This window comes from Rhizobium viscosum (assembly GCF_014873945.1).
GTDB classification, from domain to species: Bacteria; Pseudomonadota; Alphaproteobacteria; order Rhizobiales; family Rhizobiaceae; genus Rhizobium; species Rhizobium viscosum.
This window is the reverse complement of the sequence record NZ_JADBEC010000001.1, coordinates 1,558,150-1,582,256: the sequence shown is the minus strand read 5'-3', so window position 1 is coordinate 1,582,256 and position 24,107 is coordinate 1,558,150. Positions and strand designations below refer to the sequence as shown.

General features: G+C 60.6%; 25 protein-coding genes. 8 read left to right on the top strand and 17 right to left on the bottom strand.

Annotated features, from left to right (window positions below; genetic code table 11):
- The first annotated feature begins 44 nt into the window (after positions 1 to 44).
- The gene (locus tag H4W29_RS07945; RefSeq protein ID WP_192728444.1) at positions 45 to 1,127 is read left to right on the top strand and encodes a DUF2252 family protein; all 1,083 of its coding nucleotides are present in this window, start codon (positions 45 to 47) and stop codon (positions 1,125 to 1,127) included.
- On the opposite strand, the gene H4W29_RS07940 is transcribed toward H4W29_RS07945, so the two are convergent.
- Genes H4W29_RS07940 through H4W29_RS07925 form a run of 4 tightly spaced genes read right to left on the bottom strand, consistent with a single transcriptional unit; the run spans position 1,106 to position 6,177 of the window.
- Positions 1,106 to 2,206, bottom strand: a complete 1,101-nt coding sequence (locus tag H4W29_RS07940; protein ID WP_192728443.1) for a DUF1513 domain-containing protein — start codon at positions 2,204 to 2,206, stop codon at positions 1,106 to 1,108. The two genes, H4W29_RS07945 and H4W29_RS07940, sit on opposite strands and share 22 nt — an antisense overlap.
- 4 nt (positions 2,207 to 2,210) lie before the next feature.
- A complete protein-coding gene (locus H4W29_RS07935; RefSeq protein WP_192728442.1) occupies positions 2,211 to 3,314 on the bottom strand; it encodes an imelysin family protein in 1,104 nt (367 codons plus the stop codon).
- Entirely contained in the window at positions 3,314 to 4,852 is a 1,539-nt protein-coding gene (locus H4W29_RS07930; protein ID WP_192728441.1) for a di-heme oxidoreductase family protein, read from the bottom strand. Before H4W29_RS07930 ends, H4W29_RS07935 begins: the two co-directional genes overlap by 1 nt.
- 47 nt (positions 4,853 to 4,899) lie before the next feature.
- A complete protein-coding gene (locus tag H4W29_RS07925) occupies positions 4,900 to 6,177 on the bottom strand; it encodes an imelysin family protein (protein WP_192728440.1) in 1,278 nt (425 codons plus the stop codon).
- Between the two features lie 231 nt (positions 6,178 to 6,408).
- On the opposite strand from H4W29_RS07925, the gene H4W29_RS07920 reads away from it, so the two are divergent.
- Entirely contained in the window at positions 6,409 to 6,918 is a 510-nt protein-coding gene (locus H4W29_RS07920; RefSeq protein ID WP_113182201.1) for an HPP family protein, read from the top strand.
- 3 nt (positions 6,919 to 6,921) lie between these two features.
- Here H4W29_RS07920 and H4W29_RS07915 read toward each other — a convergent pair whose 3' ends face one another.
- The 5 genes from H4W29_RS07915 to H4W29_RS07895 form a co-directional block, all read right to left on the bottom strand.
- On the bottom strand, positions 6,922 to 8,211 hold the full coding sequence (locus H4W29_RS07915; protein WP_192728439.1) for an RsmB/NOP family class I SAM-dependent RNA methyltransferase: 1,290 nt from the start codon (positions 8,209 to 8,211) through the stop codon (positions 6,922 to 6,924).
- A gap of 168 nt (positions 8,212 to 8,379) precedes the next feature.
- Positions 8,380 to 8,742 carry a septal ring lytic transglycosylase RlpA family protein gene (locus H4W29_RS07910; RefSeq protein WP_192728438.1) on the bottom strand — a complete coding sequence of 121 codons (363 nt, stop codon included), beginning with the start codon at positions 8,740 to 8,742 and terminating at the stop codon, positions 8,380 to 8,382.
- A gap of 387 nt (positions 8,743 to 9,129) precedes the next feature.
- Positions 9,130 to 10,020 (bottom strand): SDR family oxidoreductase, encoded by an 891-nt coding sequence (locus H4W29_RS07905; RefSeq protein WP_192728437.1) that lies wholly within the window; start codon positions 10,018 to 10,020, stop codon positions 9,130 to 9,132.
- The gene (queG, locus tag H4W29_RS07900; RefSeq protein WP_192728436.1) at positions 10,020 to 11,180 is read right to left on the bottom strand and encodes a tRNA epoxyqueuosine(34) reductase QueG; all 1,161 of its coding nucleotides are present in this window, start codon (positions 11,178 to 11,180) and stop codon (positions 10,020 to 10,022) included. The genes H4W29_RS07905 and queG overlap by 1 nt, the downstream gene beginning before the upstream one ends.
- Positions 11,181 to 11,192: 12 nt before the next feature.
- Positions 11,193 to 11,885 (bottom strand): glutathione S-transferase family protein, encoded by a 693-nt coding sequence (locus H4W29_RS07895; protein ID WP_192728435.1) that lies wholly within the window; start codon positions 11,883 to 11,885, stop codon positions 11,193 to 11,195.
- A gap of 277 nt (positions 11,886 to 12,162) precedes the next feature.
- Between H4W29_RS07895 and H4W29_RS07890 the strand changes: the two genes are divergently transcribed.
- Positions 12,163 to 12,960 (top strand): undecaprenyl-diphosphate phosphatase, encoded by a 798-nt coding sequence (locus H4W29_RS07890; protein WP_192728434.1) that lies wholly within the window; start codon positions 12,163 to 12,165, stop codon positions 12,958 to 12,960.
- Between the two features lie 80 nt (positions 12,961 to 13,040).
- Here the strand turns inward: H4W29_RS07890 and H4W29_RS07885 are convergent, their stop codons facing one another.
- The 7 genes from H4W29_RS07885 to dnaN form a co-directional block, all read right to left on the bottom strand.
- Positions 13,041 to 13,193, bottom strand: a complete 153-nt coding sequence (locus tag H4W29_RS07885) for a hypothetical protein (protein ID WP_165911864.1) — start codon at positions 13,191 to 13,193, stop codon at positions 13,041 to 13,043.
- A gap of 282 nt (positions 13,194 to 13,475) precedes the next feature.
- Positions 13,476 to 14,456: a complex I NDUFA9 subunit family protein gene (locus tag H4W29_RS07880; RefSeq protein WP_192728433.1), complete on the bottom strand. Its 981-nt coding sequence runs from the start codon at positions 14,454 to 14,456 to the stop codon at positions 13,476 to 13,478.
- Between the two features lie 111 nt (positions 14,457 to 14,567).
- Positions 14,568 to 14,855 carry a DUF1330 domain-containing protein gene (locus tag H4W29_RS07875; protein ID WP_184394488.1) on the bottom strand — a complete coding sequence of 96 codons (288 nt, stop codon included), beginning with the start codon at positions 14,853 to 14,855 and terminating at the stop codon, positions 14,568 to 14,570.
- A 25-nt stretch (positions 14,856 to 14,880) separates the two neighbouring features.
- Complete coding sequence (gene pyrF, locus H4W29_RS07870; RefSeq protein WP_192728432.1) at positions 14,881 to 15,588, bottom strand: orotidine-5'-phosphate decarboxylase; 708 nt, start codon at positions 15,586 to 15,588, stop codon at positions 14,881 to 14,883.
- 6 nt (positions 15,589 to 15,594) lie between these two features.
- Positions 15,595 to 16,176, bottom strand: a complete 582-nt coding sequence (locus H4W29_RS07865; protein ID WP_192728431.1) for a histidine phosphatase family protein — start codon at positions 16,174 to 16,176, stop codon at positions 15,595 to 15,597.
- Positions 16,177 to 16,770: a phospholipid N-methyltransferase PmtA gene (pmtA, locus tag H4W29_RS07860; RefSeq protein WP_192728430.1), complete on the bottom strand. Its 594-nt coding sequence runs from the start codon at positions 16,768 to 16,770 to the stop codon at positions 16,177 to 16,179. It lies immediately after the preceding gene.
- Positions 16,771 to 16,880: 110 nt separating this feature from the next.
- Positions 16,881 to 17,999 (bottom strand): DNA polymerase III subunit beta, encoded by a 1,119-nt coding sequence (gene dnaN, locus H4W29_RS07855; RefSeq protein WP_192728429.1) that lies wholly within the window; start codon positions 17,997 to 17,999, stop codon positions 16,881 to 16,883.
- Between the two features lie 248 nt (positions 18,000 to 18,247).
- Between dnaN and rsmI the strand changes: the two genes are divergently transcribed.
- The 5 genes from rsmI (at position 18,248) to H4W29_RS07830 (ending at position 22,944) form a co-directional block, all read left to right on the top strand.
- Complete coding sequence (rsmI, locus tag H4W29_RS07850) at positions 18,248 to 19,162, top strand: 16S rRNA (cytidine(1402)-2'-O)-methyltransferase (protein ID WP_192728428.1); 915 nt, start codon at positions 18,248 to 18,250, stop codon at positions 19,160 to 19,162.
- Complete coding sequence (locus H4W29_RS07845) at positions 19,155 to 19,523, top strand: YraN family protein (RefSeq protein ID WP_192728427.1); 369 nt, start codon at positions 19,155 to 19,157, stop codon at positions 19,521 to 19,523. The genes rsmI and H4W29_RS07845 overlap by 8 nt, the downstream gene beginning before the upstream one ends.
- Positions 19,524 to 19,658: 135 nt before the next feature.
- Positions 19,659 to 20,162 (top strand): cupin domain-containing protein, encoded by a 504-nt coding sequence (locus H4W29_RS07840; RefSeq protein ID WP_192728426.1) that lies wholly within the window; start codon positions 19,659 to 19,661, stop codon positions 20,160 to 20,162.
- A gap of 96 nt (positions 20,163 to 20,258) precedes the next feature.
- Complete coding sequence (gene gshB / locus H4W29_RS07835) at positions 20,259 to 21,206, top strand: glutathione synthase (protein WP_192728425.1); 948 nt, start codon at positions 20,259 to 20,261, stop codon at positions 21,204 to 21,206.
- 205 nt (positions 21,207 to 21,411) lie between these two features.
- Positions 21,412 to 22,944, top strand: a complete 1,533-nt coding sequence (locus H4W29_RS07830) for a YifB family Mg chelatase-like AAA ATPase (RefSeq protein ID WP_192728424.1) — start codon at positions 21,412 to 21,414, stop codon at positions 22,942 to 22,944.
- 123 nt (positions 22,945 to 23,067) lie between these two features.
- On the opposite strand, the gene cysK is transcribed toward H4W29_RS07830, so the two are convergent.
- The gene (cysK, locus tag H4W29_RS07825; RefSeq protein ID WP_192728423.1) at positions 23,068 to 24,030 is read right to left on the bottom strand and encodes a cysteine synthase A; all 963 of its coding nucleotides are present in this window, start codon (positions 24,028 to 24,030) and stop codon (positions 23,068 to 23,070) included.
- Between the last annotated feature and the right edge of the window lie 77 nt (positions 24,031 to 24,107).

Here is a 24,107-nt window from a genome sequence, read left to right as displayed (position 1 = left end):
AAGGCCGCGCAGGATTATGATCAACCAAACCTGAGGGCGAGCCGATGAAGAAATTTTCTCAATCTATGAGCGATTACGAGGCGTGGCTGGCACACGAGCTGCAGGGCGAGATCGTACAGGAGGGTATCGACGAGAAACACCGCAAGATGGGCGAGGAGGCATTCTCCTTCTTGCGCGCTACCTACTGGCGTTGGGCGGAGATCATCTACGCCGTCAGGCCGGAGCTGGCCGACATGCCGCAAGTACTGTCGATCGGCGATACGCATCTGGAGAATTTCGGCACTTGGCGGGATATCGAGGGGCGGCTCGTCTGGGGCGCCAATGATTTCGACGACGCGGCGATCATGCCCTACGCGCTGGATCTCGTGCGGCTGGCGGCAAGCGCCATTCTGGCCCAGCCGAACGCCGGGATTTCCGGCCAGGCGATCGCCAAGCTCGTTCTCGCTGGATATGTGCGCGGCCTTGAGCATGCGAATCCCATCATCCTGGAGCGCGATCATCCCTGGCTGCGCGACAAGCTGCTGCTTTTGGAGGATGAGCGGCAGGAGTTCTGGAAGAAATTGGACAAGCGTAAACCCGATGAAAAGCCGGCTCCTGGCCGCTTCGTTGATGCGCTGAGAAATGCCCTGCCAAGGGGCGCAGGAAGTTTTACGCCCTTACCCGTGAAGAAGAAGGGAACGGGCAGTCTCGGGCGGCCACGTTTCGTCGCCTATGTGAAGGAGTGGCGCGGCGGGCCCGTCCTGCGTGAAGCCAAGGCGCTCGTGCCCTCGGCCTGGTCGCTGGCAAGATCAGGGGATCGCGTCATCAGAACAGGCGTCATCGCCGCCGGGCGCATGCGCAGCCCAGATCCTCATTTCGCAGTGTCGGGCCGAATTCTTGTCCGCCGGCTTTCGCCAAACAGCCGCAAGATCGAGATCGAGACCGATGCGAAGACGCTCCTGGATGGCGCCATGCTGGAGCTGATGGGATTCGAGATCGCCAACTGCCATTCGGATGACGCGCTAAGTGCTGCGGCAATTCACAATGACCTGCATTCCCGCGGTGAGGACTGGCTCTATGAGGCGGCGCGGGCAGCCGCCGAAGTCACTGAAAAGGAATGGAAAGATTACCGCATGAGTGCCGGCTGAGTGATCCGCACGATATGCTGATCCCAGGCGACATCGCTATGCGCCGAAAGGAAGTCGCCATCATAGGAGGAAACGGCAAAGCCGCCGGGAGCAGGCGCGATTCCGGCGGCATCGCGAACATTCTCCTCACGCAGCACCTTGCCTGTTTTTGCATCGATGGTGACAGACGAACCGCCGATCGGTGAGGTGACACCGACCAGACCTTCCTTTCGATTGACTGCGATCGCGCCGACATAATTGGCAAGTCGTCGCGTCGTCTCCTCGGGCAAGTCGATGAAAACAAGATCTTCGCCCTTGCCGAAATGGCCGACGAGCGGCGGCAGGTCCTTGCGGTGGCCCTCGTATTGGCAGGCGAACCAGATGCGGCCGCTGGCATCGACATCGACATGGCGCGTGGAAACTGACGACCATTGCGGCGGCAGGATATGTTTTTCGATCAGCGCTCCGGTCGCCGCATCAATCAGCGTCAGCGACGGCTGCATATTGCCGAGATTGAGCTTGGTGCGGCCGAGATCCGGATGTGTCTCGATGCCGCCATTGGCAACAACAAGCATGCGGCCGTCATCGGAAACCGTCATGTCGTGCGGGCCGACGCCATAGGTCTCGTATTCGCCGATCCGCACAAAGCGGTTCGTCGCATCATAGAGGCCGATCATGCCCTTGTTATTGTCGAAGTCGTTCTCGCTGGCATAGAGCAGCCGCCCATCCGGCGAAAAGGCACCGTGGCCGTAGAAATGCCGGCCCTCCGGCGAGGTGATGACGATGGGTTCGCCTTTGTTCCAGGGATCGAAGATCATCGCGAAGGTACCCGGCCGGCGGGCGAAGGCGATGGTGCGGCCGGTGGCAACGCTATGGGCCATGCCATGGGCACGGGCGGGCAGCGCCACCTGATCGACGATCTCCCCGCGCTCGGTGACTGTCGCCACGGCAAAGGAGCCATTGGCGGCGCGGATACCGGACGCATAGACGGCATCGGCGCGATCAAGCGCCAGCAGTGCTTGCGGCTTCAACGCCGCCAGAAAACCGATACCGGCGGCCTTGATGAAGCCGCGCCGGTCGATGGCGGCGCTACGCCACATCGGCTCAATCCCCGTCCGAGAAGGAGAAGCCGGCCGAAAGGCCGATTGCGGTTCCATACTGATCGCTGATCGTGGTGATGAGGTCGCGGCTTTCGGTCAGCAGCGTATCGAGCTTGGCCTTCTCCGCATCGCTGACCGCGACTTCGATATCCGGGTTCAGCTTCGAGACGCTGTCGATGATCGTCTTCAGCTTGATGTCGATCGAATCGGCAACCGCCTTCTTCTCCGGCGGCAGCAGTTCCGCCATGCCGGCCTTCTGCCAGAGTGTGCGGATGCCCTCGAGATTGGCGGCCATCGACTTCCATGTATTCTTCGAACGCCAGTAGATCGCCATGCGCGGGCGGGCGGGCGTATCCTTGCCCTTGTAGAACTGCTCCAGCCGCTGGTCGCGAACGTTTTCCGCACCATGGACGAGGATGCCGAGGAGGGCGGTGACGGCCTCCTTGTTGTCCATGAAATCGTCGCTCTGCGGGCCGGGGTGCTTCCAGCTCGCCTGCACGCCGTCAGGCTTCTCCCAAGCGGCGACCACCTCGCCGGCTTCACGCTGGATATTGCCGGCGACCGCCTGGCCGTAGAGGCAGCGGAAGCCACCCTTCTGCTTGAGGAGGTCATCGGAGCCGTTGCCATAGAGGACATATTCGAGTGCGGTCAGGCCCTGCAGCGCCACGCTCTTGCCGGCAATGGCATCGACGGTCGCGTCCTTCGGATCGGCCTTGGCGAGCAGCGCCTGAACCTGCTTGAGGCCGACGCCCTTGCGGTCGGGATAGAAGAGGATGTGCTCAAAGAGATTGTCCTGGATAACAGGGCCGGTCTGCACGATCTCGATCGTCGACCAGTAGCGGATCGCATCGTCGAATGCTGACTTGGCGCGATCGAGCGTCTGCTGCGTACCTGAGGCACAGAGATCGTTCATGGCTGTCGTCAGGCGCGCGGATGATTGCTGCATATTGCGATAGCCGGGGCGGATAACCTCGTCGACAGCGCGCTCCATGACTGAAGGCACAGCATCCTCGTTGAGGCCCGAAGTGGGCGGTGCGGCGCTTTGGGCGGCAGCCGATGTGGCAAGGCCGGTCAAAGCGAGGCAAAACAGGGTGTGCCAGGGGCGCATCAGAGTGACTCCAGGAATGTAATCAGGGCCTCTCTATCGTCTTTTGATAGCGAGGAGAATGCGTTACGGGCTTTTTCAGCTTCGCCGCCATGCCAGAGAATTGCTTCGGTGAGATTTCTGGCGCGGCCGTCATGCAGGAAGAAGCTGTGTCCGCTCACAGTCCGGGTCAGTCCTATACCCCATAGCGGCGGCGTGCGCCATTCACGTCCGCCGGCCAATCCTACTTGCTGTCCGTCGGCCAGACCGTCGCCCATGTCGTGCAGCAGGAAATCGGAATAAGGCCAGATGAGCTGGAAGGATTGGGCCTTCTCAGACGTATCACGGCGGGTAACGAATTTCGGCACGTGGCAGGAAATGCAGCCGGATTCGTAGAAAAGCTGCTTGCCGCGCAGGGTCCCGGCAAAACTCGCCTTTCGGCGCGCCGGCACGGCGAGGTTCTCGGAATAGAAGGTAACGAGATCGAGCACCGGGCCTGGCGCCTCCTCATTGCCGAGGCGTTTCTGCACGCCATCAGGCATGGCGAGGCACTTTGTCTCGGCTGCGGTGCAGTCGCCATCAGCGTTCGGCGCGTCCGGCGTCGAAATGCCGATATCGGTGGAGAAGGCATCCGCACTCTGGTCGCGCACTGTGGCATTTTGCGCCTTCCAGCCGAAACGGCCGAGTGCGATCTGGCCGGTACGATGATCGCGCACGATCGCGGCCTTACCGGAAATGCCATCATGATCAAGATCGTCGGGATCGGCATGGGCCAGAATATCGGTCTCGGGAATTGCTTCGATCAGCCCGAGGCCGATCATCGGCGGGGCGACGCGTGCCGAGATCGTTGTCGCCGGGTCGAGCGGGCCGTAGGCGAGATCTTTGACGGAATAGGCCGGCTTACGCAGGTTCACCGTCTCGCCGCCGGCAAGCGTGATCGTCTCTTCGGTGTAGGTAACCGCGACCTTGCCCTCGGCGGCAAGTCCTGGAACCGCGAGATCCTGAAGCTGGTGGCCGTAAACCGGATCGGGGAAATTGACGACATCGGCGTCGGCGATCGCTTTTTCTTCCTCTGGTGTCTTTGCCGCACGAGCCACGCGCAGGACCGTCGAGACAGCGCTCGGACCGCCCTCCGGTGGTTTGCCGCGGCCGTCATTGGCGTGACAACTCATGCAGGAGCGGGCATTGAAGAGCGGGCCAAGCCCATCGGATGCCTGCGTCGAGGAAGGCGCAGAGACCCAGAGTTTGCGGAAGAGCGCATTGCCGAGTCGGAAATTCTGCTCTTCCTCGAAAGGGATATTGGCCGAGATGTGCGAGAAACTGTCTTCGGTGACCGGATCGACAGAGGTCGCCGCACCTGCCTGCATCGCCTCGTAGGGCTCGACCTTGGCGAAATCGCCGGTCGGCCGCGTGACGTCGGCAACGCGCTTCAAATCCGCATCGGAAAGATCGGTACGCCTGATCGGGAGATCGAAGCTGCCGGCGATGGCGACGGGAAGTCCGGCGAGCAGAGCGCAGAAAGCTGCGCTGACAAAAAGACGTCTGGCCGGGTTATGCGACATTTCAAGGGTCCGGGCCGCTCCGGGTTCGGAGCGGCCCGCCTTTTTGCTCATTTGAAGACAGCGTTAGGATTATCCAGGCTGTCGGAACCTTCAAGCTCGACGGTGCCGAGGTCAAGTGCGGAAATAACGCGCTGGACCGACTTCGTCTGGTCGATGAGACCGTCGATAGCGGCCTGAACGACGGCGTTGCCTTCCTTGTTGCCTTCGCCGATCATCTGGTCGTACTTCTCGACCGTCTCGCCGCGCTTGGCCATGGCATGCATGGCATCCAGCGTCTTGTTGAGCTTGCCGGTCATTTCCGCATCCAGAGCCTTGTCCTTGGCGGCAACGAGGTCGTGCAGCGACGGGCCGGTCATCTTGGTGCCGTCGACGCGGGTATATTCGCCCGTATAGGCGGCCGCGATGCCGATCGCGTCATTGAGATGCGAGTTGTAGGTATTGTCGGAGAAGCAATCGTGCTCTTCTTCCGGATCGTGCAGCAGCAAGCCGAGCTTCATGCGCTCACCGGCCAGTTCGCCGTAAGAGAGCGAGCCCATGCCCGTCAGGATGGCCACGAGGCCGGCTTTCGGATCGGCTTCGACATGCTTTGCGGCTTCACCATCCGGCGCCCAGTTGTCGGTCATTTCCTGCAGGTCGGAAACGAGCAGCGTGGAGGCCGACTTCAGATATTCGGCGCGGCGGTCGCAATTGCCATGCGTGCAGTTCTTCAGATCATAGTCGGTAGCAGGGCGCTCGCCCGCGCCCGGACCCGTGCCGTGCAGATCCTGACCCCAGAGCAGGAATTCGATGGCGTGGTAGCCGGTCGCGACGTTGGCCTCGATACCACCCGCCTCGGCAAGCGTGCCGGAGAGGAATTCCGGCGTCAGCTTGGAGGCGTCGACATCCTTGCCGTCAATCTTGATCGTCTTGTTGGCGATGACATTGGCGACATAGAGGGAGTTCTCGTCGCTTTCCGTGCCATAGGAAGGATCGACATAGTCGATCAGGCCTTCGTCGAGCGGCCATGCGTTGACCTTGCCTTCCCAGTCGTCAACGATCGGGTTGCCGAAGCGGTAGACTTCCGTCTGCTGATAGGGGACGCGCGCCTTGATCCAGGCTTCCCTGGCGGCCTTCAGCGTCGTATCGCTAGGCGTCTTCAAAAACGCGTCGATGGCCGCGTCGAGCGCCTTGGCTGTTGTCAGCGAGTCTTCATACTTGGCATGCGCGACCTCGGCATAATGCTTCACGACAGCGGCTGCGTCGGTAGCCGCATGCGCGGGAAGGGCGAGCAGGGCGGCGGGGGCAATCGCCAGCGCAGCTGCCCGGAATGTGCGGTTGAGCTTCATGATCCTCTCCTGTGACGGATTTCCGTCTGAATCCGGCATTCGTCTCTTCGCCCAAAAGCAAACTGGTGTCAAACACTCTAGTTTGGAATGGTTTTAAGGATGGATTTCCGCAAGCAGCCTGTCTATTTGAAAAGCATTTGCTTGAAATTTCAGCACGGCGCGCGCTATTAATCGCGCACTCTGCTTAATCCTTCATCTGACCCTCCAGACACCCTTACCCCACCGGCCTTCATGCGTCATCACATCAGGCATTTCATTCATCGCCACGAGCCGAAGGGCGCGTTCCATGCACATCTGAAGTCCGGAATTGGTGCCGTCATCGGCATGGTTTCGGTCGGCACACTTGCTGTTACGACCGGCATTCCGCTGCTGATCGCGCCCTTTGGCGCAACGGCGGTGCTGATCTTTGGGCAGCCGAAGAGCCCGCTTGCCCAGCCGGCAAATGTCATTGGCGGTTACGTTCTTGCTGCTGCGGTCGGCGCCGCAGCCGCTTTCTTCTTTCCGGGTCTCTGGTGGGTCGCGGCGATCGCCGTCGGTATCGCAATCGCGGGCATGCTGGCGCTGAGGGTCACGCATCCGCCGGCAGGTGCCGTGCCGCTTGTTGCTCTCGGCTCGCATCTCGGCGGATTGACGCTTTTTGCCGTGGTGCTGTTTGGCGGCGTCCTGCTGGTTGCGATCGCCGTCGTGCACCACTTCATCCCACCGCGGCATCAATATCCGTTGCGGGCGCCGTCGCCGTAAGGCTCAGGCTTTTCTTTTGAGGCGGCAGAAGAAGAAGCCGTCCGTATCCGTCGAGGCCGGCGTCAGCGTGATCGTCTTGCCGTCGGAAGAGCGTGGGCGCGTCCCCGATTTGCCGTACAGGCTGTCCCAGGTGGGCAGGGCGCTGACGATTTCGAAATCGCCGTTCTCGGTGGCAAAGCGCCGCACCTGCTCTTCGTTCTCCTGCGGCAGCACCGAGCAGGTAACGTAGATCAATTCGCCGCCGGGCCGCACGAAGCTGCTCGCCTGCGTCAGCGCGTCCTGCTGCTGGGCGGTGCGCTCGTCGAGGTTCTTGGCCGTCAGCCGCCATTTCGTATCCGGGCGTCGGCGCCATGTGCCTGTGCCGGTACAGGGCGCGTCGACCAGCACCTTGTCGCAGCGGCCGCGCAGGCTGGACAGGCCCCTGACATCGTCATGGACCTGAACGTTGCGTGTGCCGGCGCGCTTCAGTCGCTCGATGATCGGCGCAAGACGTTTACGGTCGGCATCATAGGCGTGAACCTGGCCCTTGTTGTGCATGGCAGCAGCCATGGCGAGCGTCTTGCCGCCGCCGCCGGCACAATAATCCAGCACCTGCTCGCCATCCCCAGGCAGCACGAGATCGGCAACGATCTGCGATCCCTCGTCCTGGACTTCGAACCAGCCTTTCTGGAACGAAAGCTCGGCGGTGACGTTAGGAAGACGTGAGGCACCTTCGCCGGCGGCTATCCGGATGCCGTAGCGCGCGATCTTCGCCTCGTTAGCGCCGGCGCGTTCCAGCGCCTTGACGGCCTTTTCGCGGGTGGCCTTCAGGATATTGGCGCGCAGATCAAGCGTCGGGCGTCCGGCAAGCGCCTGCGCCTCGGAAAGCCATTCGCCGCCGAAAGCCTGTTCGAAGGAGGATTGCACCCATTCTGGAATATCGCCCTGCACGTGCGGGGCTGCGTCGGAAAGAGAGCGGCTCGCAAAGGTCGCGAGTGCAGCGGCCGAAAGCGGCGTCGGCGCGAACTTGTCGTCGGCAAGTTCGGCGGCCAGCGTTTCCGGCGTAAAACCCCATTGGCGGAACATGACGGCATGGGCAATGGCAACGGCGCTGTCGTCGTCCATCAGATAGGCATGGGACAGTCGCATGCGCAGCGCATCGTAGACGATGTTGCCGATCGCCGCCCTGTCGCCGGAACCGGCGAAACGGTGGGCGAGGCCCCAGTCCTTCAGCGCATCGGCGACAGGCCTTTTACGGGCATCGATATCAGCCAGAACCGAAATCGCCCCTTCGAGGCGGCCGCCCAAACGCATTCAAACTTCTCCTGTTGCCTTGGCTAGTGAACGACCCGCGCGGAGAAAACCTCAGGAAGCCTGATCGGCAGGGCAGATTGTTCAAAAGTCTCAACCGCGTGGTTACCCGCGATTGACGGCAAGAGCAAGCGCCGCATCCGGCGCAGGGATTTCGCGGAGGACGTAGCCTCAGCTGATGACTTGGTAGCAGACCTTCGCAGTGCCCGAGGAGACCATGCCGATATTCTGCGCGGCTGCGCGCGACAGATCGAGCACGCGACCGCGGATGAACGGACCACGATCATTGATGCGAACGACGACGCTGCGGCCGTTGTTGCGGTTGGTGACCTTCACCTTGGTGCCGAACGCGAGAGAGCGATGTGCGGCAGTATAGATGGCCGGGTTCATGCGTTCCCCAGAAGCAGTTTTGGAGCGAAGTGCGTACCACGAAGCACCGCCACATCCGTTAGCAGCAAATCCTTCGGCCGGGAGGATGAAAGAACAGGCTGCAATGGCTGCGGTAGTGATTAGAGAACGGCAGATTTTCTTCAAAACGGATTGTCCCTCAACTGTTGAACTTGCGCCTTCACAGGCGGTGAGGCTTCAATCCGGGGAAAAGTGGCGAAAAAGTGCCGAGGGCGATCACGGAACGTTACGGTCTGTAACATTTGTGATTCCGATAACATTGCGGTAGCAGGACACCGCTTCGCCGAGTTGTGGAAAAAACCTAATGAAATCAGCTAAAATCCGAACGATTTTTTCGGGAAAACGGTAAACATTTGATAGCCGTCAGAAATCACAAAAAATTTTTGCTCACACCGCCATATTTGCTGCCACATTTGAGCAAATTTAGAGGCCGTTAACCATAAATCGGAGCGAAATTCAGTTCGCTAAAATAAGAAAGTAGGAAATTTCTACTCTTTTTGAGTTATAGCCCTCTCACCCGAATGGGAGGGTGTCGTTAGCCCGCCACCCGTCATTTTGCCTGAGCTGGGCAAGCGACATCGGATAGTTCGGGAAGGCAAAACGAAAGCCCGTGGCCTTCAGTTTGGCATTGGAAACCCGCTTGTTCTCTCCATAAAAGGAGCGGGCCATGGGCGTCATCTCGGCCGTCTCGAAAGGTTGCTCTGGCGGCGGTGCGACACCCATCAGGCGGGCGGCTTCGACGATGACATCCTGCGGCGGGCCGGGCTGATCGTCAGTGACATTATAGATGCCACCGAGCGCATGCTCCGACAAAAAGCGGGTGGAAGCGCCGATGTCCTCCACGCGGATGCGGTTGAAGACCTGGTCCTTTTTGATGATGCGGCGCGCCGTGCCGCGATCCAGATTGATGAAGGCGTTGCGTCCTGGTCCATAAATGCCGGAAAGACGCAATATCGCGGCCGGCACATCGCGGGCACGCCCGAGCGCAAGCCAGGCGTCCTCAGCGTCCAGACGCTCTTTGGAGCGGCCCGAGACCGGTACACAAGGGGTTTCCTCGGTCACCCAAGAGCCTTTGTGGTCGCCATAGACACCGACCGTGGAGAGATAGCCGATCCATTGCAGGTCAGGCAGAAGCACAGTGCTGTCTTTGCCGAGCAATGCAAGCAGCGGATCGGCATCGCGCGGGGCGATCGACTGTACGAGATGCGTAACGCCGGCCATCGCCGTACGCAGATCGTCGCTCAGGGTCTCGCCGTCGAAGATGAAGGCTTCGATCCCGGATCTCCGCAGCTCTTCCGCCTTTTCCTCCGAACGGGTCGTGCCGGAGATGCGCATCCCGGTGTCAGCAAAAGCTCTGGCGATCGCCGTACCGGAATAACCGCAGCCAAAGATCATCACATGCATCAGCTCACCTCCGCCAATCGCCATTCATTGAGGACGTCTTCGTCCGACTCATTTTGCCTTTGTGCTGCAAAGGCTTCGAATTCGCCAGCCTCCATGAGCCGCGACAGCGCCCAAACTGCCATGCCGCGCACGACCGGCGAGGCATCGGCGGCGAGCGCACGACATCGCTCGATCAGGCTCCGCTCGCCGGAATTGCCGGCGGCGATCAGCACATTGCGAATGAAGCGGTCACGCCCGATGCGCTTGACCGGTGAACCGCTGAAGAACGTGCGGAAGGTTGGGTCGTCGAGCGACAAGAGGAAGGCGATCGAAGGCTCCTTCAGATCCTCACGTGCCTTCAGCTTCATTTCCGACGCTTCGTTTGCGAACTTGTTCCAGGGGCATGCGGCAAGACAATCGTCGCAGCCGTAAATACGGTTGCCGATCAGCGGCCTGAACTCGGGATCGATCGACCCCTTGTGCTCGATCGTGAGATACGAGATGCAGCGGCGCGCATCGATCTGGTAGGGTGCAGGAAAGGCAGCCGTCGGGCAGGCGTCGAGGCAGGCGCGGCAGGAGCCGCAATGATCGGTCTCCGAGGCATCTATATTGAGATCGGCTGTCGTGAACATCGATCCAAGAAAAAGCCAGGAACCGTGCTCGCGGCTGACGAGATTGGTGTGTTTGCCCTGCCAGCCGAGACCGGCCGCCGCGGCCAGCGGCTTTTCCATGACGGGTGCGGTATCGACGAAGACCTTAACGTCCGCGCCAGCCTTGGCGGCGAAGCGCGTGGCTATCTCCTTCAGTCGGCCCTTGATAACGTCATGATAGTCGCGATTGCGGGCGTAGACGGAGATTGCCGCCTTGTCCTTCTTGCCGAGAACGCCGCGCGGATCCTCGGCCGGCCCGTAATTGAGGCCGAAGACGGCAACAGAACGCACATCGCTCCAGAGCGTGCGTGGATCGCCGCGGCGCTCGCGCGTTTCCGCCATCCATTCCATCGTTCCGTGCCTGTTGGCATCGATGAATTGGCCGAGCCGCTCCTTTGCCTCAGGGATCGAATCCGGACGGGTGACACGACAGAGATCGAAGCCGAGAGCGGCCGATTCCGCCTTCAGGAAGGCGGTCAAATTGTCGCGGCGCTTCCGCTCCTTGATATCTTCGACTTTCGGTTCGGGCATCAAAAGCCCTCGTCAGAAATCCAGATCGGCGTAATGGGAAACCGGCGTCAGACCACGCACGCGCTCGGTGAGCAGCGGACGGAACGAGGGGCGCGATTTCAGCCGCTGGTACCAGTCCTTGGCGAGCGGCGATTCCGACCAGTCGATCTCGCCGAGATAATCGAGAATGGAGATCGAGGCTGCGGCGGCAAGATCGGCATAGCTCATCCGCTCGCCGGCGAGCCATTGGCGCGAGCCGGCTAGCCAGGTGAGATAACGCATGTGCTGGCGGATATTGGCGCGTGCCGTGCGCAACATCTTGGAGTCAGGGGCGCCGCCGCCCTGGTCGGCCGTCATTTGCAGCTTGTAGACGCGCTCGCGGGCCAGCGGCTTGGTGACGTCGTTTTCCATCTTCTGCATGAACCATTCCGTCAGGCGACGGATTTCCGCGCGTTGGAACGGATCCTCGGCGAGCAGCCGGCGGTCACGCTTCAGCACGCCATGCGTCTCGTCGAGATATTCCGAAATGACGGTCGCGCCACAGAGCGCCCGCATGCTGTCATCGACATAAACAGGCAGCGTGCCGGCCGGGTTGAGCGCCAGGAAGTCGCGGCGCTTCTCCCAGGTCTGTTCCTCGATCAGCTCCGCCTGATAGCCGTATTCCGCCAGAATGAGCCTGACGAAGCGGGATGCGGACGACATGGGATGATGATAAAGCGTGGGCATCGATACTCGGACTTTTGATTGTGGTGCATGGGCTCAAGGGCTCGCCACTTATACCGCCCTAGTCATGACTCATTAGTTGAAGCTATAGGAGCTTGCCCCCGCCAATACAAGCGAATCGGCTCACCTGCCTGACAAGGGACAAAACATGGCTGCCTGAATCATCGCAACTCCCCCTCTCGCCTTTTCTTGCCTCCCGCTCTGGCGAATGATGATTGTGCAGTGCAATATAGCCTGACCGCTATTCCAGTCCGACCGAACCCCAAACCGGAGACACTTTATGGACTATATAAACTCTATAATTCTGGGCATTATAGAAGGGATCACAGAGTTCCTGCCGATTTCGAGCACTGGCCACCTGATCATTGCGGAACAGTGGCTCGGCGCCCGCACCGACACATTCAATATTGTCATTCAGGCAGGCGCGATCCTCGCCGTCACGATCATCTACTGGCGTCGGCTGCTCGATCTGCTGCTTGGCTGGCGCGATCCGCAACACCGCGATTATGCTTTTAAACTGATCGTCGCCTTTCTGATAACGGCGGTCCTTGGACTGGTGGTCAAGAAACTCGGTTTCGAACTGCCTGAGAACGCAACGCCGGTTGCCTGGGCGCTCATCATCGGCGGTATCTGGATGATCTTTGCCGAATGGGCCGCTGCCCGCCGTCCTCCGAGCTCTCACATCACCTGGCTCGTTGCCATTCTGGTCGGTATCGCCCAGGTCGTTGCCGGCGTCTTCCCCGGAACGTCCCGCTCCGGCGCCACGATCTTCGTCGCCATGCTGGCCGGCACGGCTAATCGCGCTGCGGCAACTGAATTCGCCTTCCTCGTCGGCATTCCGACCATGTACGCGGCAAGCGCCTTTTCGCTGCTGAAAACTTTCGAGGATGGCGGTGCGGCGAACGAGGATTGGACAGCGCTCGGCATTGCCTTTGTCGTTTCGACGATCGTTGCCTTCATCGCCGTCAAGTGGTTGCTGGCCTACATCAGGAGCAACCGCTTTACGGTCTTTGCGATCTATCGCATCATTTTGGGTATTGTGCTGCTCGGCATGGCGATGACCGGCATGATCGCCTGAGTCGCTAGACCTGCGAGCGATCGAATACGTCGCTCGCACCGGGAAAAAATTAAAGCCGGTTCGAAAGGACCGGCTTTCTGTTAGTGGGTAATGGAGGCCGTCGAGCAGGGATCGACGCCGTAGGCCGGCGAGCAACCGCCCTTCACCGCTGCGACGGAGCCCGGCGCAATGAAGGAGCCTGCGAGGATGACCAGTGCCGCACACGCAAAAAGAAGCGCGATTGACTTACCCATTAGAAATAGCCTTTCACAGTGATTGCCGCACGCCTGCGAGGCGCTTGAGTCTGTCTGAAGACGCGCGGGGGTGTTTAGTCAGTGGAGTGGGAAATAGCAATAAATGTTCCTGCTAAATTTGGTGTTAATTCCACTAAATTTCCTATGCGTCTTTTATGCAACGTCACACACTCTGAAACGCGTCGTAACACGCCAAGCTTGCGCCGGATTTGCACTTCATGGAAAAGAAAACGCCGCCCGTGAACGTTCACGAGCGACGCTTGAACTGTCATCTATCGATTGTCAGGCAGCCTTGCCGGAGCCGGTATACTGACCGTGCGGGCGGTACTGTACGAGGTAGGAGTCGAGCACCGAAGTCGCCATCGTCGGCGCGATGCCAAGGCCCTTCAGCGTGCGGCCCTCGGCTTCGGCTTCCCTCGAAACGACATTGTCGTGCTTGAGAAGCTTGACTTGGTCCGGCGTGATCGGCGGCGTGATGAACGGCACGAGCGAGGCGATGCTGCCGATCATGGATGCGATGCCGAAGGGCAGGGAAACGAGCCGGTTTTTGCGGACCGTGACCTTGAGCATGGTCTCGAGACATTCGCGGAAGGTGAGGACTTCAGGACCGCCAAGCTCATAGACCTTGCCAGGTTCGACCTTGCCGTCGACAGCACGGGCAACAGCCTCGGCAACATCTTCGACATATACGGGCTGGAACTTCGTCTTGCCGCCGCCGACGAGCGGCAGAACCGGGAACATGCGGGCCATGTCGGCGAACTTGTTGAAGAAGCTGTCCTCCGGACCGAAGACGATCGACGGACGGAAGATCACCGTATCCGGCTTGATCGACAGGATGGCCGCTTCCGCGCGGCCCTTGGTCCGGCCGTAATTGGACTGCGAGCTGGAATTAGCACCGATAGCCGAAAGGTGGGTCAGCGTCGCACCGGCATTGCGGGCAGCTTCCGCCACGGCGCGACCACCGAATTCCTGCACGGCATCGAACGTGTTGCGGCCGCTCTCGAAAAGGATGCCGACGCAGTTGATGACATGGTCGGCGCCTTCAACGGCCCGGTCGATCGAGTTGCGGTAGCGCAGGTTGGCCTGGACAAAGGAAATCTGACCGACATTGCCGAGCGGCTGCAGGAAACCGGCAAGGTCGGGACGGCGAACGGCGACGCGGATGCGATAGCCGCGCTTGGCAAGCGCCCGCACGACGTGTCTGCCGATGAAGCCGGACCCTCCGAACACGGTAACGAGTGGCGGCAGGTTGGCAAGGGTCATGGCAGGCTCCTCGAAAGGCTTTGGAAATGCTGTGATGGGTTTCGTCTTAGCCGAATACCGACGCGACGAAAAGGGCCATCGCGCCGCAGTTTTTACCCATTCGAAACTGGCTCAGACGCCTTCGACCACGACCATTTCCGCGTCGGCCACCTCATGGCGGATTTTTGCGGCCGCCTGGTATTCGGGCGAATTATAGCAGTCGACGGCATGCTGCATCGAGGGAAATTCGATGACGACGTTGCGGGCGCGCGCCTTGCCTTCAAGCTCGGTGATCGCACCACCGCGGGCGAGGAAGTTCGCGCCGTATTTCTCGAAGGCCGGCTTTGCAGTTGCGACGTAATCCTTGTAGCGCTCGAGGTCGCGTACATCGACGCGGGCGATCCAGTATCCCTTGGCCATTCTTGTCTCCCTCCCAGCGGACATGTCAGCGGTTCGCCGGCCAGAGCGCGGCAACCATTTCATTGAGGATTGCACGGGCCGCTTCCCGCGGCTCCGGTGCCTTGACGATCGGGCGTGCGACGACGAGATGGGTGGACCCGGCCTTCAGTGCATCCTTAGGCGTCATCACCCGCTTCTGGTCGCCCTTCTCGGCACCCGTCGGGCGGATGCCGGGTGTCACGATCGCCATATCAGGCCCAACGATCTCGCTAACAGCAGCGGATTCCTCGGCGGAGCAGACGATGCCGCCCATGCCTGCAGCACGCGCCTGTTCGGCACGACGCGCGACGAGCGTCTTCGGATCATATTGGTAACCTGCCTCGAGGAGGTCCTCGGCATCCATCGAAGTCAGCACGGTCACGCCGAGCAGACAGAGGCCGGAGCCCTTCGCCGCCTCGACGGCCGCCTTCATCGCTTTCGGATAGGCGTGCAGCGTCAGCATCGACATGCCCATCTTGGCGATATTTTCGACACCTGACGCAACCGTGTTGTCGATGTCGAGCAGTTTCATGTCGAGGAAAATCTTCTTGCCGCTGGCGGCAAGGTCGCGGGCAAATTCCAGCCCGCCGGCAAAGACGAGCTGATAGCCGATCTTGTAGAAGAGAATGTCGTCGCCGAGCGTGGAAACCAGTCTTTCCGCTTCGCCAATCGTTGGAACATCCAGGCCGACGATCAACCGCTCGCGTGCGTCCATCTCAAATCACCCCCGCCAGTCTTCGATGGGTGTCCAGTCGCATGATAAACGCCTGTCCGCAAGACCGAAAGCATAGAGATTGCCGCCGCCGCCCGGTTGGTCGCGGTCACGCGCAATCGGTACGCCTGCAAGATGGCATTTGAGCAGGGTTCCAACGCCGCCGTGCCCGACAAAGGCGATCGGCGCATTCGCATCATGGGAGGACAGGATCGCTTCGACTGCCGAGCTAATGCGAGCCTGAGCATTTGCGGCGCGCTCCCATCCCTTGAAGCTCTCCAGCGGGTGGGCGAAGAACCAGTTGGCCGCCTCTTCGAATTTGTCGGGCGGCAGGAAACCGGTGGCGGAGCGGTCGTTCTCGTGCATGCCATGCACGATCTCGATTTTCCCGCCTGAGGCCGCAGCAAGGATTTCCGCCGTCTCGATCGCCTTCGTCTCATCGCTGGAGACGATGCGGGTCAGCCGCTTCGCCCAGTCGCTCGAGGCGGCCTTGCGGGCGCGCTCGGCGCCGATCTCGGAAAGACCCCATTGGGGAACGGGAACCTGCGGGTCGATCTTGACCTGAGGGTGGGTGATATAAAGTCCGAACATTTATCCGCGCCGATAGATCCAGAGTTGAGCTGGCGGAATATTGCGTACGATGAAATCAAAATGATGAATGCTGTAACGATCGGCATTGGCGACGATCGGCGAAACTGCGCCATAAGAGATCTGCACCATCGGCCGACCAGCCGGCATGCGGTCGAGCAGGCTTTCCAGGAGCGCGATGCGCGCCTGCATGGGAAAGTTCAGGAGCGGTATGCCTGAGATAACGGAATCGAATTTCTGATCCTTGAGCGAGCCGAGCGTTTTGTCGAGATCGAAGGCATCGCCATTGATGAAGCTCACGCCGGGGTAAAGCCGCATAAGGTGCTCGTAGAAGTCCGTCGAATATTCGATGGCGACGAGCTTTTCCGGTTTCACGCCATGGGCAAGGATCGCCTTGGTGATAGCGCCGGTGCCGGGACCGAGTTCGAGCACGGGCAGGTCCGAATGCGGATTTGCGACGCTTGCCATCCTGCGGGCAGTGATCGAGGAGGTCGGAACGATGGAGCCGACGGTCTTCGGCCCCTGCATCATGCCCTTGAAGAAGCGGATCTCCTCGTCAAACTTCCTGCCGAGCCGTTGTTTGAGCCGCAATGCCATGCCGTCCTCCCATGCCTGCTGTCAACTTTCCCTTAATTGCAGGAGGGGGAAGCAAAAACAAGAGGCGATGTCGCGATCAGGAAAGTTTTGAAGGCAAAAGCGACGCGCGTTTAAACGCGCATCGGCATCAGCACGTAGAGAGCGTCATCGCCGGCTGTGTCGCGCACAAGTGTCGGCGAACCGGCGTCGGCCAGAAGGAAGATCGCCTCGTCGCCGGAAAGCTGCGCGGTGATGTCGAGCAGGTACTTGGCATTGAAGCCGATTTCCATCGGATCCGTATCATAGCCGACCGCGACTTCTTCCGTAGCACTACCGGAATCCGGATTGTTGACGGTGAGCAGAAGCTGACCATCGGAGAGCGCGAGCTTCACGGCGCGGCCACGTTCGGAAGAAATGGTGGAGACGCGGTCGACGGCCTGTGCGAAGCTCGTGCAGTCGACACGCATTTCCTTGTCGTTATTGGCCGGGATGACGCGCTGATAATCCGGGAAAGTACCGTCGATCAGCTTCGAGGTCATGACGATGGAGCTGAGGGTGACCCGGATCTTGGCATCGGAAACTTCGATGGTGACGATTGCGTCAGGCGTATCGACCAGCTTCTGCAATTCGCCGACCGTCTTGCGCGGAATAATGATGCCCGGCATGCCTTCCGAGCCGGAGGGGGCATCGACATCGGCGCGGGCGAGACGGTGGCCGTCGGTCGCAACGGCGCGCAGCTTCAGGTCGCCGCCGCTCTCGATTGTGTGGAAGAAGATGCCGTTCAGATAGTAGCGGGTTTCTTCGGTCGAGATCGCAAACTGCGTGCGGTCGATCAGCATCTTCAGGTCGCTCGCCTTCAACTTGAAGGAATGCGTGAAGGTGCCGGCGGTCAGATCCGGGAAGTCGGATTCCGGCAGGCACTGCAGCGAGAATTTCGAACGGCCCGACTGAACGGTCATCGAACCGCCGTCCTGGGAGGTAGCAAGCAGCACTTCTGCGCCATCGGGAAGCTTGCGAACGATGTCGTAGAGAAGATGGGCGGGAACGGTGGTGGCGCCGGCCTGTTCGACATTGGCAGGCGTCGCTTCGGTGATTTCCAGATCGAGGTCGGTCGCCTTCATGTCTAGGCTCTGTCCATCGGCCTTCAACAGCACGTTTGACAGGATCGGGATCGTGTTCCGGCGTTCGACCACGCGGTGCACGTGGTTCAGCGACTTCAAAAGGTTTGACCGCTCAATAGTAATACGCATGGGATGCTACCGCTCTCGACCTTTATTGTCCGGGCGTCATAAGGCGCCGCGTCACTGCTTTCCCCTTCGGGAGAGGGGAGTGGACGGGCAAAATGGCAGAACTTTGCCAGCGATTGCAAGAGGCATGGCCGCCCACAGGCCCGCAAATGCCGTTTTGCAGTGCAATGCTCACAGAAATCGCGGCCCCTTGTCGAAGAAGCACCGCTCGCTCATAAAGGGAACGGGCCGGCGGGACGAAAGCGAGTGACATGACGGAAGAGACGACAGTGGAAACCGGCACCCGGCGCGGTTTTCGCCTGCACAATATCGCGGTGCCGGCGCGCCCGCTCGAACCGGCTCTCTATCTCGTCGCAACGCCGATCGGCAATCTCGGCGATATCACGCTGCGGGCGCTGGAAACGCTTGCCGGCGCCGATGTCCTGGCTTGCGAGGATACACGCGTCACCCGCGTCCTGCTCGATCGTTACGGCATTCAGAACCGCCCCTTCGCCTATCATGAACATAATGCCGATGAGGCCGGGCCGCGGCTATTGCAGGCGCTCGACGCCGGCAAATCGGTGGCGCTCGTTTCCGACGCCGGCACACCCCTTGTCTCCGATCCCGGCTATCGGCTGGCGCAGCAGGCGATCGAGGCAGGTTACCGCGTTATCCCCATTCCCGGCGCTTCGGCGCCGCTTGCGGCCCTCGTCGGTTCGGGCCTGCCGAACGAGGCCTTTCTCTTTGCCGGTTTCCTGCCGACCAAGGACAAGGCCCGCCGCGACCGTCTCGCAGAATTCGCAAACGCACCGGCCACGCTGATCTTCTTTGAATCGCCCCATCGCATCGGCGCAACGCTTGTTGCGGCAGCCGATATACTCGGTGGTTCACGCGAAGCTTCGGTCTGCCGCGAACTGACGAAAACCTATGAGGAATTCCGCCGCGGCACGCTCTCCGAGCTCGCCGCCTATTATGAAGAGCATGACAATGTGAAGGGTGAGATCGTTCTCGTCATCGGCCCGCCGAAGGGCGAGCCGGCAACTGAAGCAGATGTCGACGCCATTCTCGCGGATCTCTCAAAATCGCTGCCGACGGCCAAGGCCGCGACTGAGGCTGCCCGTTTGACCGGCCTGCCGCGCAAGGTGCTCTACCAGAAACTTCTCGACATGAAGGCAGCGAATGGCTGACGGCGAAGCCACGCTCCGCAGGAGAAAGGCGCTGCGTCGCGGCTCGCGGGCAGAATATATTGCCGCCATTTTCCTGATGCTGAAAGGATATCGCATCCTCGCGATGCGCTACAAAACGAAGCTCGGCGAGATCGATATCATCGCCCGCAAGGGCGATCTGTCCGTCTTTGTTGAGGTCAAGGCGCGCGCCGACGAAATGGGCGCGGTGGATGCTGTGTCCTACGCCTCGCAAAAACGCATCCGAGCTGCGAGTGATCTCTGGCTCGCCCGCCAGCGGGACTATGCCCGGCTCTCACAGCGCTATGATATCGTCGCGATATTGCCAGGCAAACTGCCTCGTCATTTCCCGGATGCTTTCTAGGGGAGGGGGCTAAATTCCGGTGGCGCCTGACTGACGAACAAGCTTTCGTTAAAATTTTAGTGTCTGCTTGAACGGGCTTTTATGACTCTTTTGTTATCCACGGCTCAGCTAGGGGTAGCAAACTGGGGGTAATTCATGGCCTTGAAGATGATGCTTGCAACCGCCGTCGCCATGGCTGCGCGGTCCGTGCCTTATGCCGCGTTGAAGCCATCAGGCAAATCTTTCATTGCACAAGCAAGCGACCGCATGGTGCTGAAGTCGACACCGATCAATCCGGACTGGATCATCAGCGGCAATCCGCAAGCGCGCACTGCAGAACATTCCCGCGGCCATGACGAAGCATCGCTGACGGCGATCTGGGATTGCACATCGGGCGAATTTCGCTGGCGTTTCGGCTGGGACGAGACAGTCATGATCCTCGAAGGCGAGGTGCACGTCACCACCGAAGATGGCCTGGAACGCACGCTGCAGGTAGGCGATGTCGCTTTCTTTGCCGGCGGCACCTGGGCCAACTGGCGGGTCGACAATTACGTTCGCAAGGTCGCCTTCCTGCGCAAGCCTTTTCCAAAGCCGCTCGCCATTGCCTATCGCCTGCGCAACCTCTTGCGAAACGGCGGCAGCACAGGCATCGCGGCCTGAAAATTGCGCCAGCGGAGGCACGCGAAGCCATTGATTGCCGTTGCGTTTGACGCCTGACCGACCTACATCTGAGCGGCATCAGCTCAAGGGACGGAAATGGCCAAGATCAAGAACGTAGCGGTCCAGATGGACCATGTCTCCGGCATCAATATCGCAGGTGATTCCACCTTCGCCATGAGCCTAGAGGCGCAGGCGCGTGGCTACAGGCTCTTCCATTATACGCCCGAGCGCCTGAGTTTCCGCGACGACAAGCTCTATGCCGCCGTCGAGCCGATGGTGCTGCGCGACGTCAAGGGCGATCACTATGAGCTTGGCGCACCCGAACGGGTCGATCTGTCGACCATGGATGTCGTCCTGCTGCGCCAGGACCCGCCTTTCGACATGTCCTACATCACCTCGACGCATCTGCTGGAGCGCATCCATCCGAAGACGCTCGTCGTCAATGACCCGGCCTGGGTACGCAACTCACCGGAAAAGATCTTCGTCACCGAATTTTCCGACCTGATGCCGAAGACGCTGATCACCAAGGACCCCGGCGAAATCCGCCGCTTCCGCGACGAGATGGGCGACATCATCCTGAAGCCGCTCTACGGCAATGGCGGCGCCGGCGTTTTCCATTCCACCAAGGACGATCGCAACCTGTCCTCGCTGCTCGAAATGTTCGGCCAACTCTTCCGCGAGCCTTTCATCGCTCAACAGTACCTGCCTGACGTGCGCAAGGGCGATAAGCGCATCATCCTCGTCGACGGCGAATTTGCCGGCGCCATCAATCGTGTCCCCGCCGAGCATGACAGTCGCTCCAACATGCATGTCGGCGGCCGCGCCGAGCCGACCGAACTGACGGCACGCGAAAAGGAAATCTGCGAACGCATCGGCCCAGCTCTGCGCGAACGCGGCTTCCTGCTCGTCGGTATCGATGTGATCGGTGATTACATGACCGAGATCAACGTGACTTCGCCGACCGGCATCCGCGAAGTGAAGAAGTTTGGCGGCGCCGATATCGCAAGCCTGTTGTGGGATGCGATTGAGCGCAAGCGCGGCTAAACCAAAGCCAAGAGCACTTCCGGACTACAAAAAGTGTTCTTGTCGTTCCGCCTTTGATCGCCTCCGTTCCAGGATTGCAACCCGCTGCAATTTGATTGCAGCGGATAGCTGAATTCGTTCGCTTATCGTTCTTGTTTTATTCCGATTTCCATGCCAGATTGTGACCGCCTTCATAGGTTGGGTATCGGGGTCACGAGGCAGGGGCATGGTCGCGCGCGTCAGCACGGTTGCATTTCAGGGCATTGAAGGTGTTCCGGTCGAGGTCCAGGTCATGGTCGCTCCCGGTAAAATGGGAATCCAGATCGTCGGGCTTCCCGATAAGGCGGTTGCGGAGAGTCGCGAGCGGGTGCAGGCAGCCCTGCACGCTTCCGGCCTGGCGTTGCCATCCAAGCGCGTGACGGTCAACCTCGCACCCGCGGATCTTCCCAAGGAAGGCAGTCACTTCGACCTTCCGATCGCACTCGGTCTGATGGCAGCCCTCGGTGCTATCCCGGCGGATGCCTTGTCCGACTATGTCGTCGTCGGCGAACTTAATCTCGATGGCACGATTGCCGCAATCGCCGGCGCTCTGCCGGCTGCAATCGGTGCCAACGCCAGTGGAAAAGGCCTGATCTGCCCGGCCGAGAGTGGCTCGGAAGCCGCTTGGGCCGGTTCCGACGTCGACATTCTGGCGCCGCGCAGCCTGATTGCGCTCGCAAATCATTTTCGCGGCACGCAGATCCTTTCGCGCCCGGAACCGTCCATTCGCCCGAATGCCGCCAATCTGCCTGATCTCGCCGAGATCAAGGGACAGGAAAGCGCCAAGCGAGCGCTGGAAGTGGCTGCTGCCGGCGGCCATAATCTCTTGATGGTCGGGCCGCCCGGCTCCGGCAAGTCGATGCTGGCCTCGAGACTGCCCTCCATCCTGCCGCCGCTTTCGGCTGCGGAATTACTGGAAGTCTCGATGATCCATTCCATCGCCGGCCAGTTGTCCGGCGGCAAGCTGTCCGATCGCCGGCCCTACCGCACGCCGCACCATTCCGCGACGATGGCAGCCCTCATCGGCGGCGGTCTACGCGCCCGGCCGGGCGAAGCCTCGCTTGCCCATCATGGCGTGCTTTTCCTCGACGAGTTTCCGGAATTCGCACCACAGGTACTCGATGCCTTGCGTCAGCCGCTGGAAAGCGGCGAATGCGTCATCGCGCGTGCCAATCACCGCGTCTCCTATCCCGCGCGGATCCAGCTTATTGCGGCCATGAACCCCTGCCGCTGCGGCATGGCGGGCGAGCCCGGCCATACCTGTGCCCGCGGGCCGCGCTGCATGACGGATTATCAGGCCCGCATTTCCGGCCCGCTGATGGACCGCATCGATATCCGCATCGACGTGCCGGCCGTTTCTGCCGCCGATCTCATCCGGCCGACGGTCGCCGAAGCGAGCGCCGATGTTGCCCGTCGCGTTGCGCGTGCCCGCGACGTCCAGCGCGAACGCTATGCTGTTGCAGGCGCTGTGGGTATTTCCACCAATGCCGGATGCTCGACGGCGATGATCGAAAAATTCGCCGAGCCGGATGCGGCAGGATTGCAGCTGTTGCGAGATGCCGCGGACAAGATGAAGTTTTCAGCGCGCGGTTACCACCGCGTCCTGAAGGTCGCCCGCACCCTTGCTGATCTCGACGGCAATGAAATGGTAGGACGTATTCACCTCGCCGAGGCGATTTCCTACCGCGTTGCCGGTGCGCGGCTGACGGCAGCGGCATGAGGTTGGGTGATTAGTGAGCAGTGATTAGTGAGTGGCGGCTCACAATGATTGGCAAGCCAAAGCGATTTGCGGCAGGCACCGAAAGCAGCCTCATTCACCACTCACTACTCACGAATTCCCGTCTCAGCTTCCCAACCCTTCAAACAATGCCGTCGAAAGATACCGTTCCGCGAAGGACGGAATGATGACGACAATGTTCTTGCCGGCGTTTTCCGGACGGCGGCCGACCTCGATCGCGGCAGTCAGTGCCGCACCTGAGGAAATACCGACCGGCACGCCTTCGAGTCTGGCGACGAGCCGCGCCAGCTGGAAGGCCTCATCATTGCTGACGGTGACGACCTCGTCATAGATGCTGGTATCGAGGATTTTTGGGGCGAAGCCGGCGCCGATACCCTGGATCTTGTGTGGGCCGGGCGTACCGCCTGACAGTACCGGTGAATCGCTGGGCTCGACGGCCACGACCCGGATGTCCGGCTTGTGGCTCTTCAGCACCTGGCCAACGCCGGTGATCGTACCGCCGGTGCCGATGCCGGCAACGAAAATATCGACATTGCCGTCGGTATCGTTCCAGATTTCCTCGGCCGTCGTCTTGCGGTGGATCTCAGGGTTGGCCGGGTTTTCGAACTGCTGCGGGATGACGGCGTCGGGCAGTGAAGCGGCGAGTTCCTCCGCCTTGGCAATCGCCCCCTTCATGCCCTTCGGTCCTTCGGTCAGCACCAGCTCGGCGCCGAGCAGTGCCAGCATCTTGCGGCGCTCGACGGACATGGTTTCCGGCATAGTGAGGATCAGCCGATAGCCTTTGGCAGCCGCAGCGAACGCAAGCGCGATGCCGGTATTGCCCGAGGTCGGCTCGATCAGCACGGTCTTGCCGGGCGAGATCTTGCCCTGCGTTTCCAGGCTCTCGATCATGGCAACGCCGATACGATCCTTCACCGAGGCGATCGGGTTGAAGAATTCCAGTTTGGCGAGGATGTTGGCGACTACGCCCTTTTCCTTGGCGAGCTTGTCGAGGCGAACGAGCGGCGTATCGCCGATTGTGTCCGTTATCGAGGAATAGATGCGGCCGCGGCCCGGTTTGTGCGACATGGTGCTCTCCCTTTGAAATCCATTCTGAAATCTGCAGAGAGAATAGGGTCAAAGTGGCGATGAGACCAGAGTGGCTT

Bases quoted from the DNA above. Each gene is read 5' to 3' on its own strand.
- gshB (WP_192728425.1), top strand. From the start codon at position 20,259: ATGGCCAAGATCAAGAACGTAGCGGTCCAGATGGACCATGTCTCCGGC.
- H4W29_RS07915 (WP_192728439.1), bottom strand. From the start codon at position 8,211: ATGCGTTTGGGCGGCCGCCTCGAAGGGGCGATTTCGGTTCTGGCTGAT.
- rsmI (WP_192728428.1), top strand. From the start codon at position 18,248: ATGACGGAAGAGACGACAGTGGAAACCGGCACCCGGCGCGGTTTTCGC.
- H4W29_RS07875 (WP_184394488.1), bottom strand. From the start codon at position 14,855: ATGGCCAAGGGATACTGGATCGCCCGCGTCGATGTACGCGACCTCGAG.
- H4W29_RS07880 (WP_192728433.1), bottom strand. From the start codon at position 14,456: ATGACCCTTGCCAACCTGCCGCCACTCGTTACCGTGTTCGGAGGGTCC.
- pmtA (WP_192728430.1), bottom strand. From the start codon at position 16,770: ATGGCATTGCGGCTCAAACAACGGCTCGGCAGGAAGTTTGACGAGGAG.
- H4W29_RS07885 (WP_165911864.1), bottom strand. From the start codon at position 13,193: ATGGGTAAGTCAATCGCGCTTCTTTTTGCGTGTGCGGCACTGGTCATC.
- H4W29_RS07865 (WP_192728431.1), bottom strand. From the start codon at position 16,176: ATGTTCGGACTTTATATCACCCACCCTCAGGTCAAGATCGACCCGCAG.
- pyrF (WP_192728432.1), bottom strand. From the start codon at position 15,588: ATGGACGCACGCGAGCGGTTGATCGTCGGCCTGGATGTTCCAACGATT.
- dnaN (WP_192728429.1), bottom strand. From the start codon at position 17,999: ATGCGTATTACTATTGAGCGGTCAAACCTTTTGAAGTCGCTGAACCAC.
- H4W29_RS07890 (WP_192728434.1), top strand. From the start codon at position 12,163: ATGGACTATATAAACTCTATAATTCTGGGCATTATAGAAGGGATCACA.
- H4W29_RS07930 (WP_192728441.1), bottom strand. From the start codon at position 4,852: ATGTCGCATAACCCGGCCAGACGTCTTTTTGTCAGCGCAGCTTTCTGC.
- H4W29_RS07840 (WP_192728426.1), top strand. From the start codon at position 19,659: ATGGCCTTGAAGATGATGCTTGCAACCGCCGTCGCCATGGCTGCGCGG.
- H4W29_RS07945 (WP_192728444.1), top strand. From the start codon at position 45: ATGAAGAAATTTTCTCAATCTATGAGCGATTACGAGGCGTGGCTGGCA.
- H4W29_RS07905 (WP_192728437.1), bottom strand. From the start codon at position 10,020: ATGCATGTGATGATCTTTGGCTGCGGTTATTCCGGTACGGCGATCGCC.
- H4W29_RS07940 (WP_192728443.1), bottom strand. From the start codon at position 2,206: ATGTGGCGTAGCGCCGCCATCGACCGGCGCGGCTTCATCAAGGCCGCC.
- H4W29_RS07935 (WP_192728442.1), bottom strand. From the start codon at position 3,314: ATGCGCCCCTGGCACACCCTGTTTTGCCTCGCTTTGACCGGCCTTGCC.
- H4W29_RS07895 (WP_192728435.1), bottom strand. From the start codon at position 11,885: ATGCCCACGCTTTATCATCATCCCATGTCGTCCGCATCCCGCTTCGTC.
- H4W29_RS07920 (WP_113182201.1), top strand. From the start codon at position 6,409: ATGCGTCATCACATCAGGCATTTCATTCATCGCCACGAGCCGAAGGGC.
- cysK (WP_192728423.1), bottom strand. From the start codon at position 24,030: ATGTCGCACAAACCGGGCCGCGGCCGCATCTATTCCTCGATAACGGAC.
- H4W29_RS07830 (WP_192728424.1), top strand. From the start codon at position 21,412: ATGGTCGCGCGCGTCAGCACGGTTGCATTTCAGGGCATTGAAGGTGTT.
- H4W29_RS07845 (WP_192728427.1), top strand. From the start codon at position 19,155: ATGGCTGACGGCGAAGCCACGCTCCGCAGGAGAAAGGCGCTGCGTCGC.
- queG (WP_192728436.1), bottom strand. From the start codon at position 11,180: ATGCCCGAACCGAAAGTCGAAGATATCAAGGAGCGGAAGCGCCGCGAC.
- H4W29_RS07925 (WP_192728440.1), bottom strand. From the start codon at position 6,177: ATGAAGCTCAACCGCACATTCCGGGCAGCTGCGCTGGCGATTGCCCCC.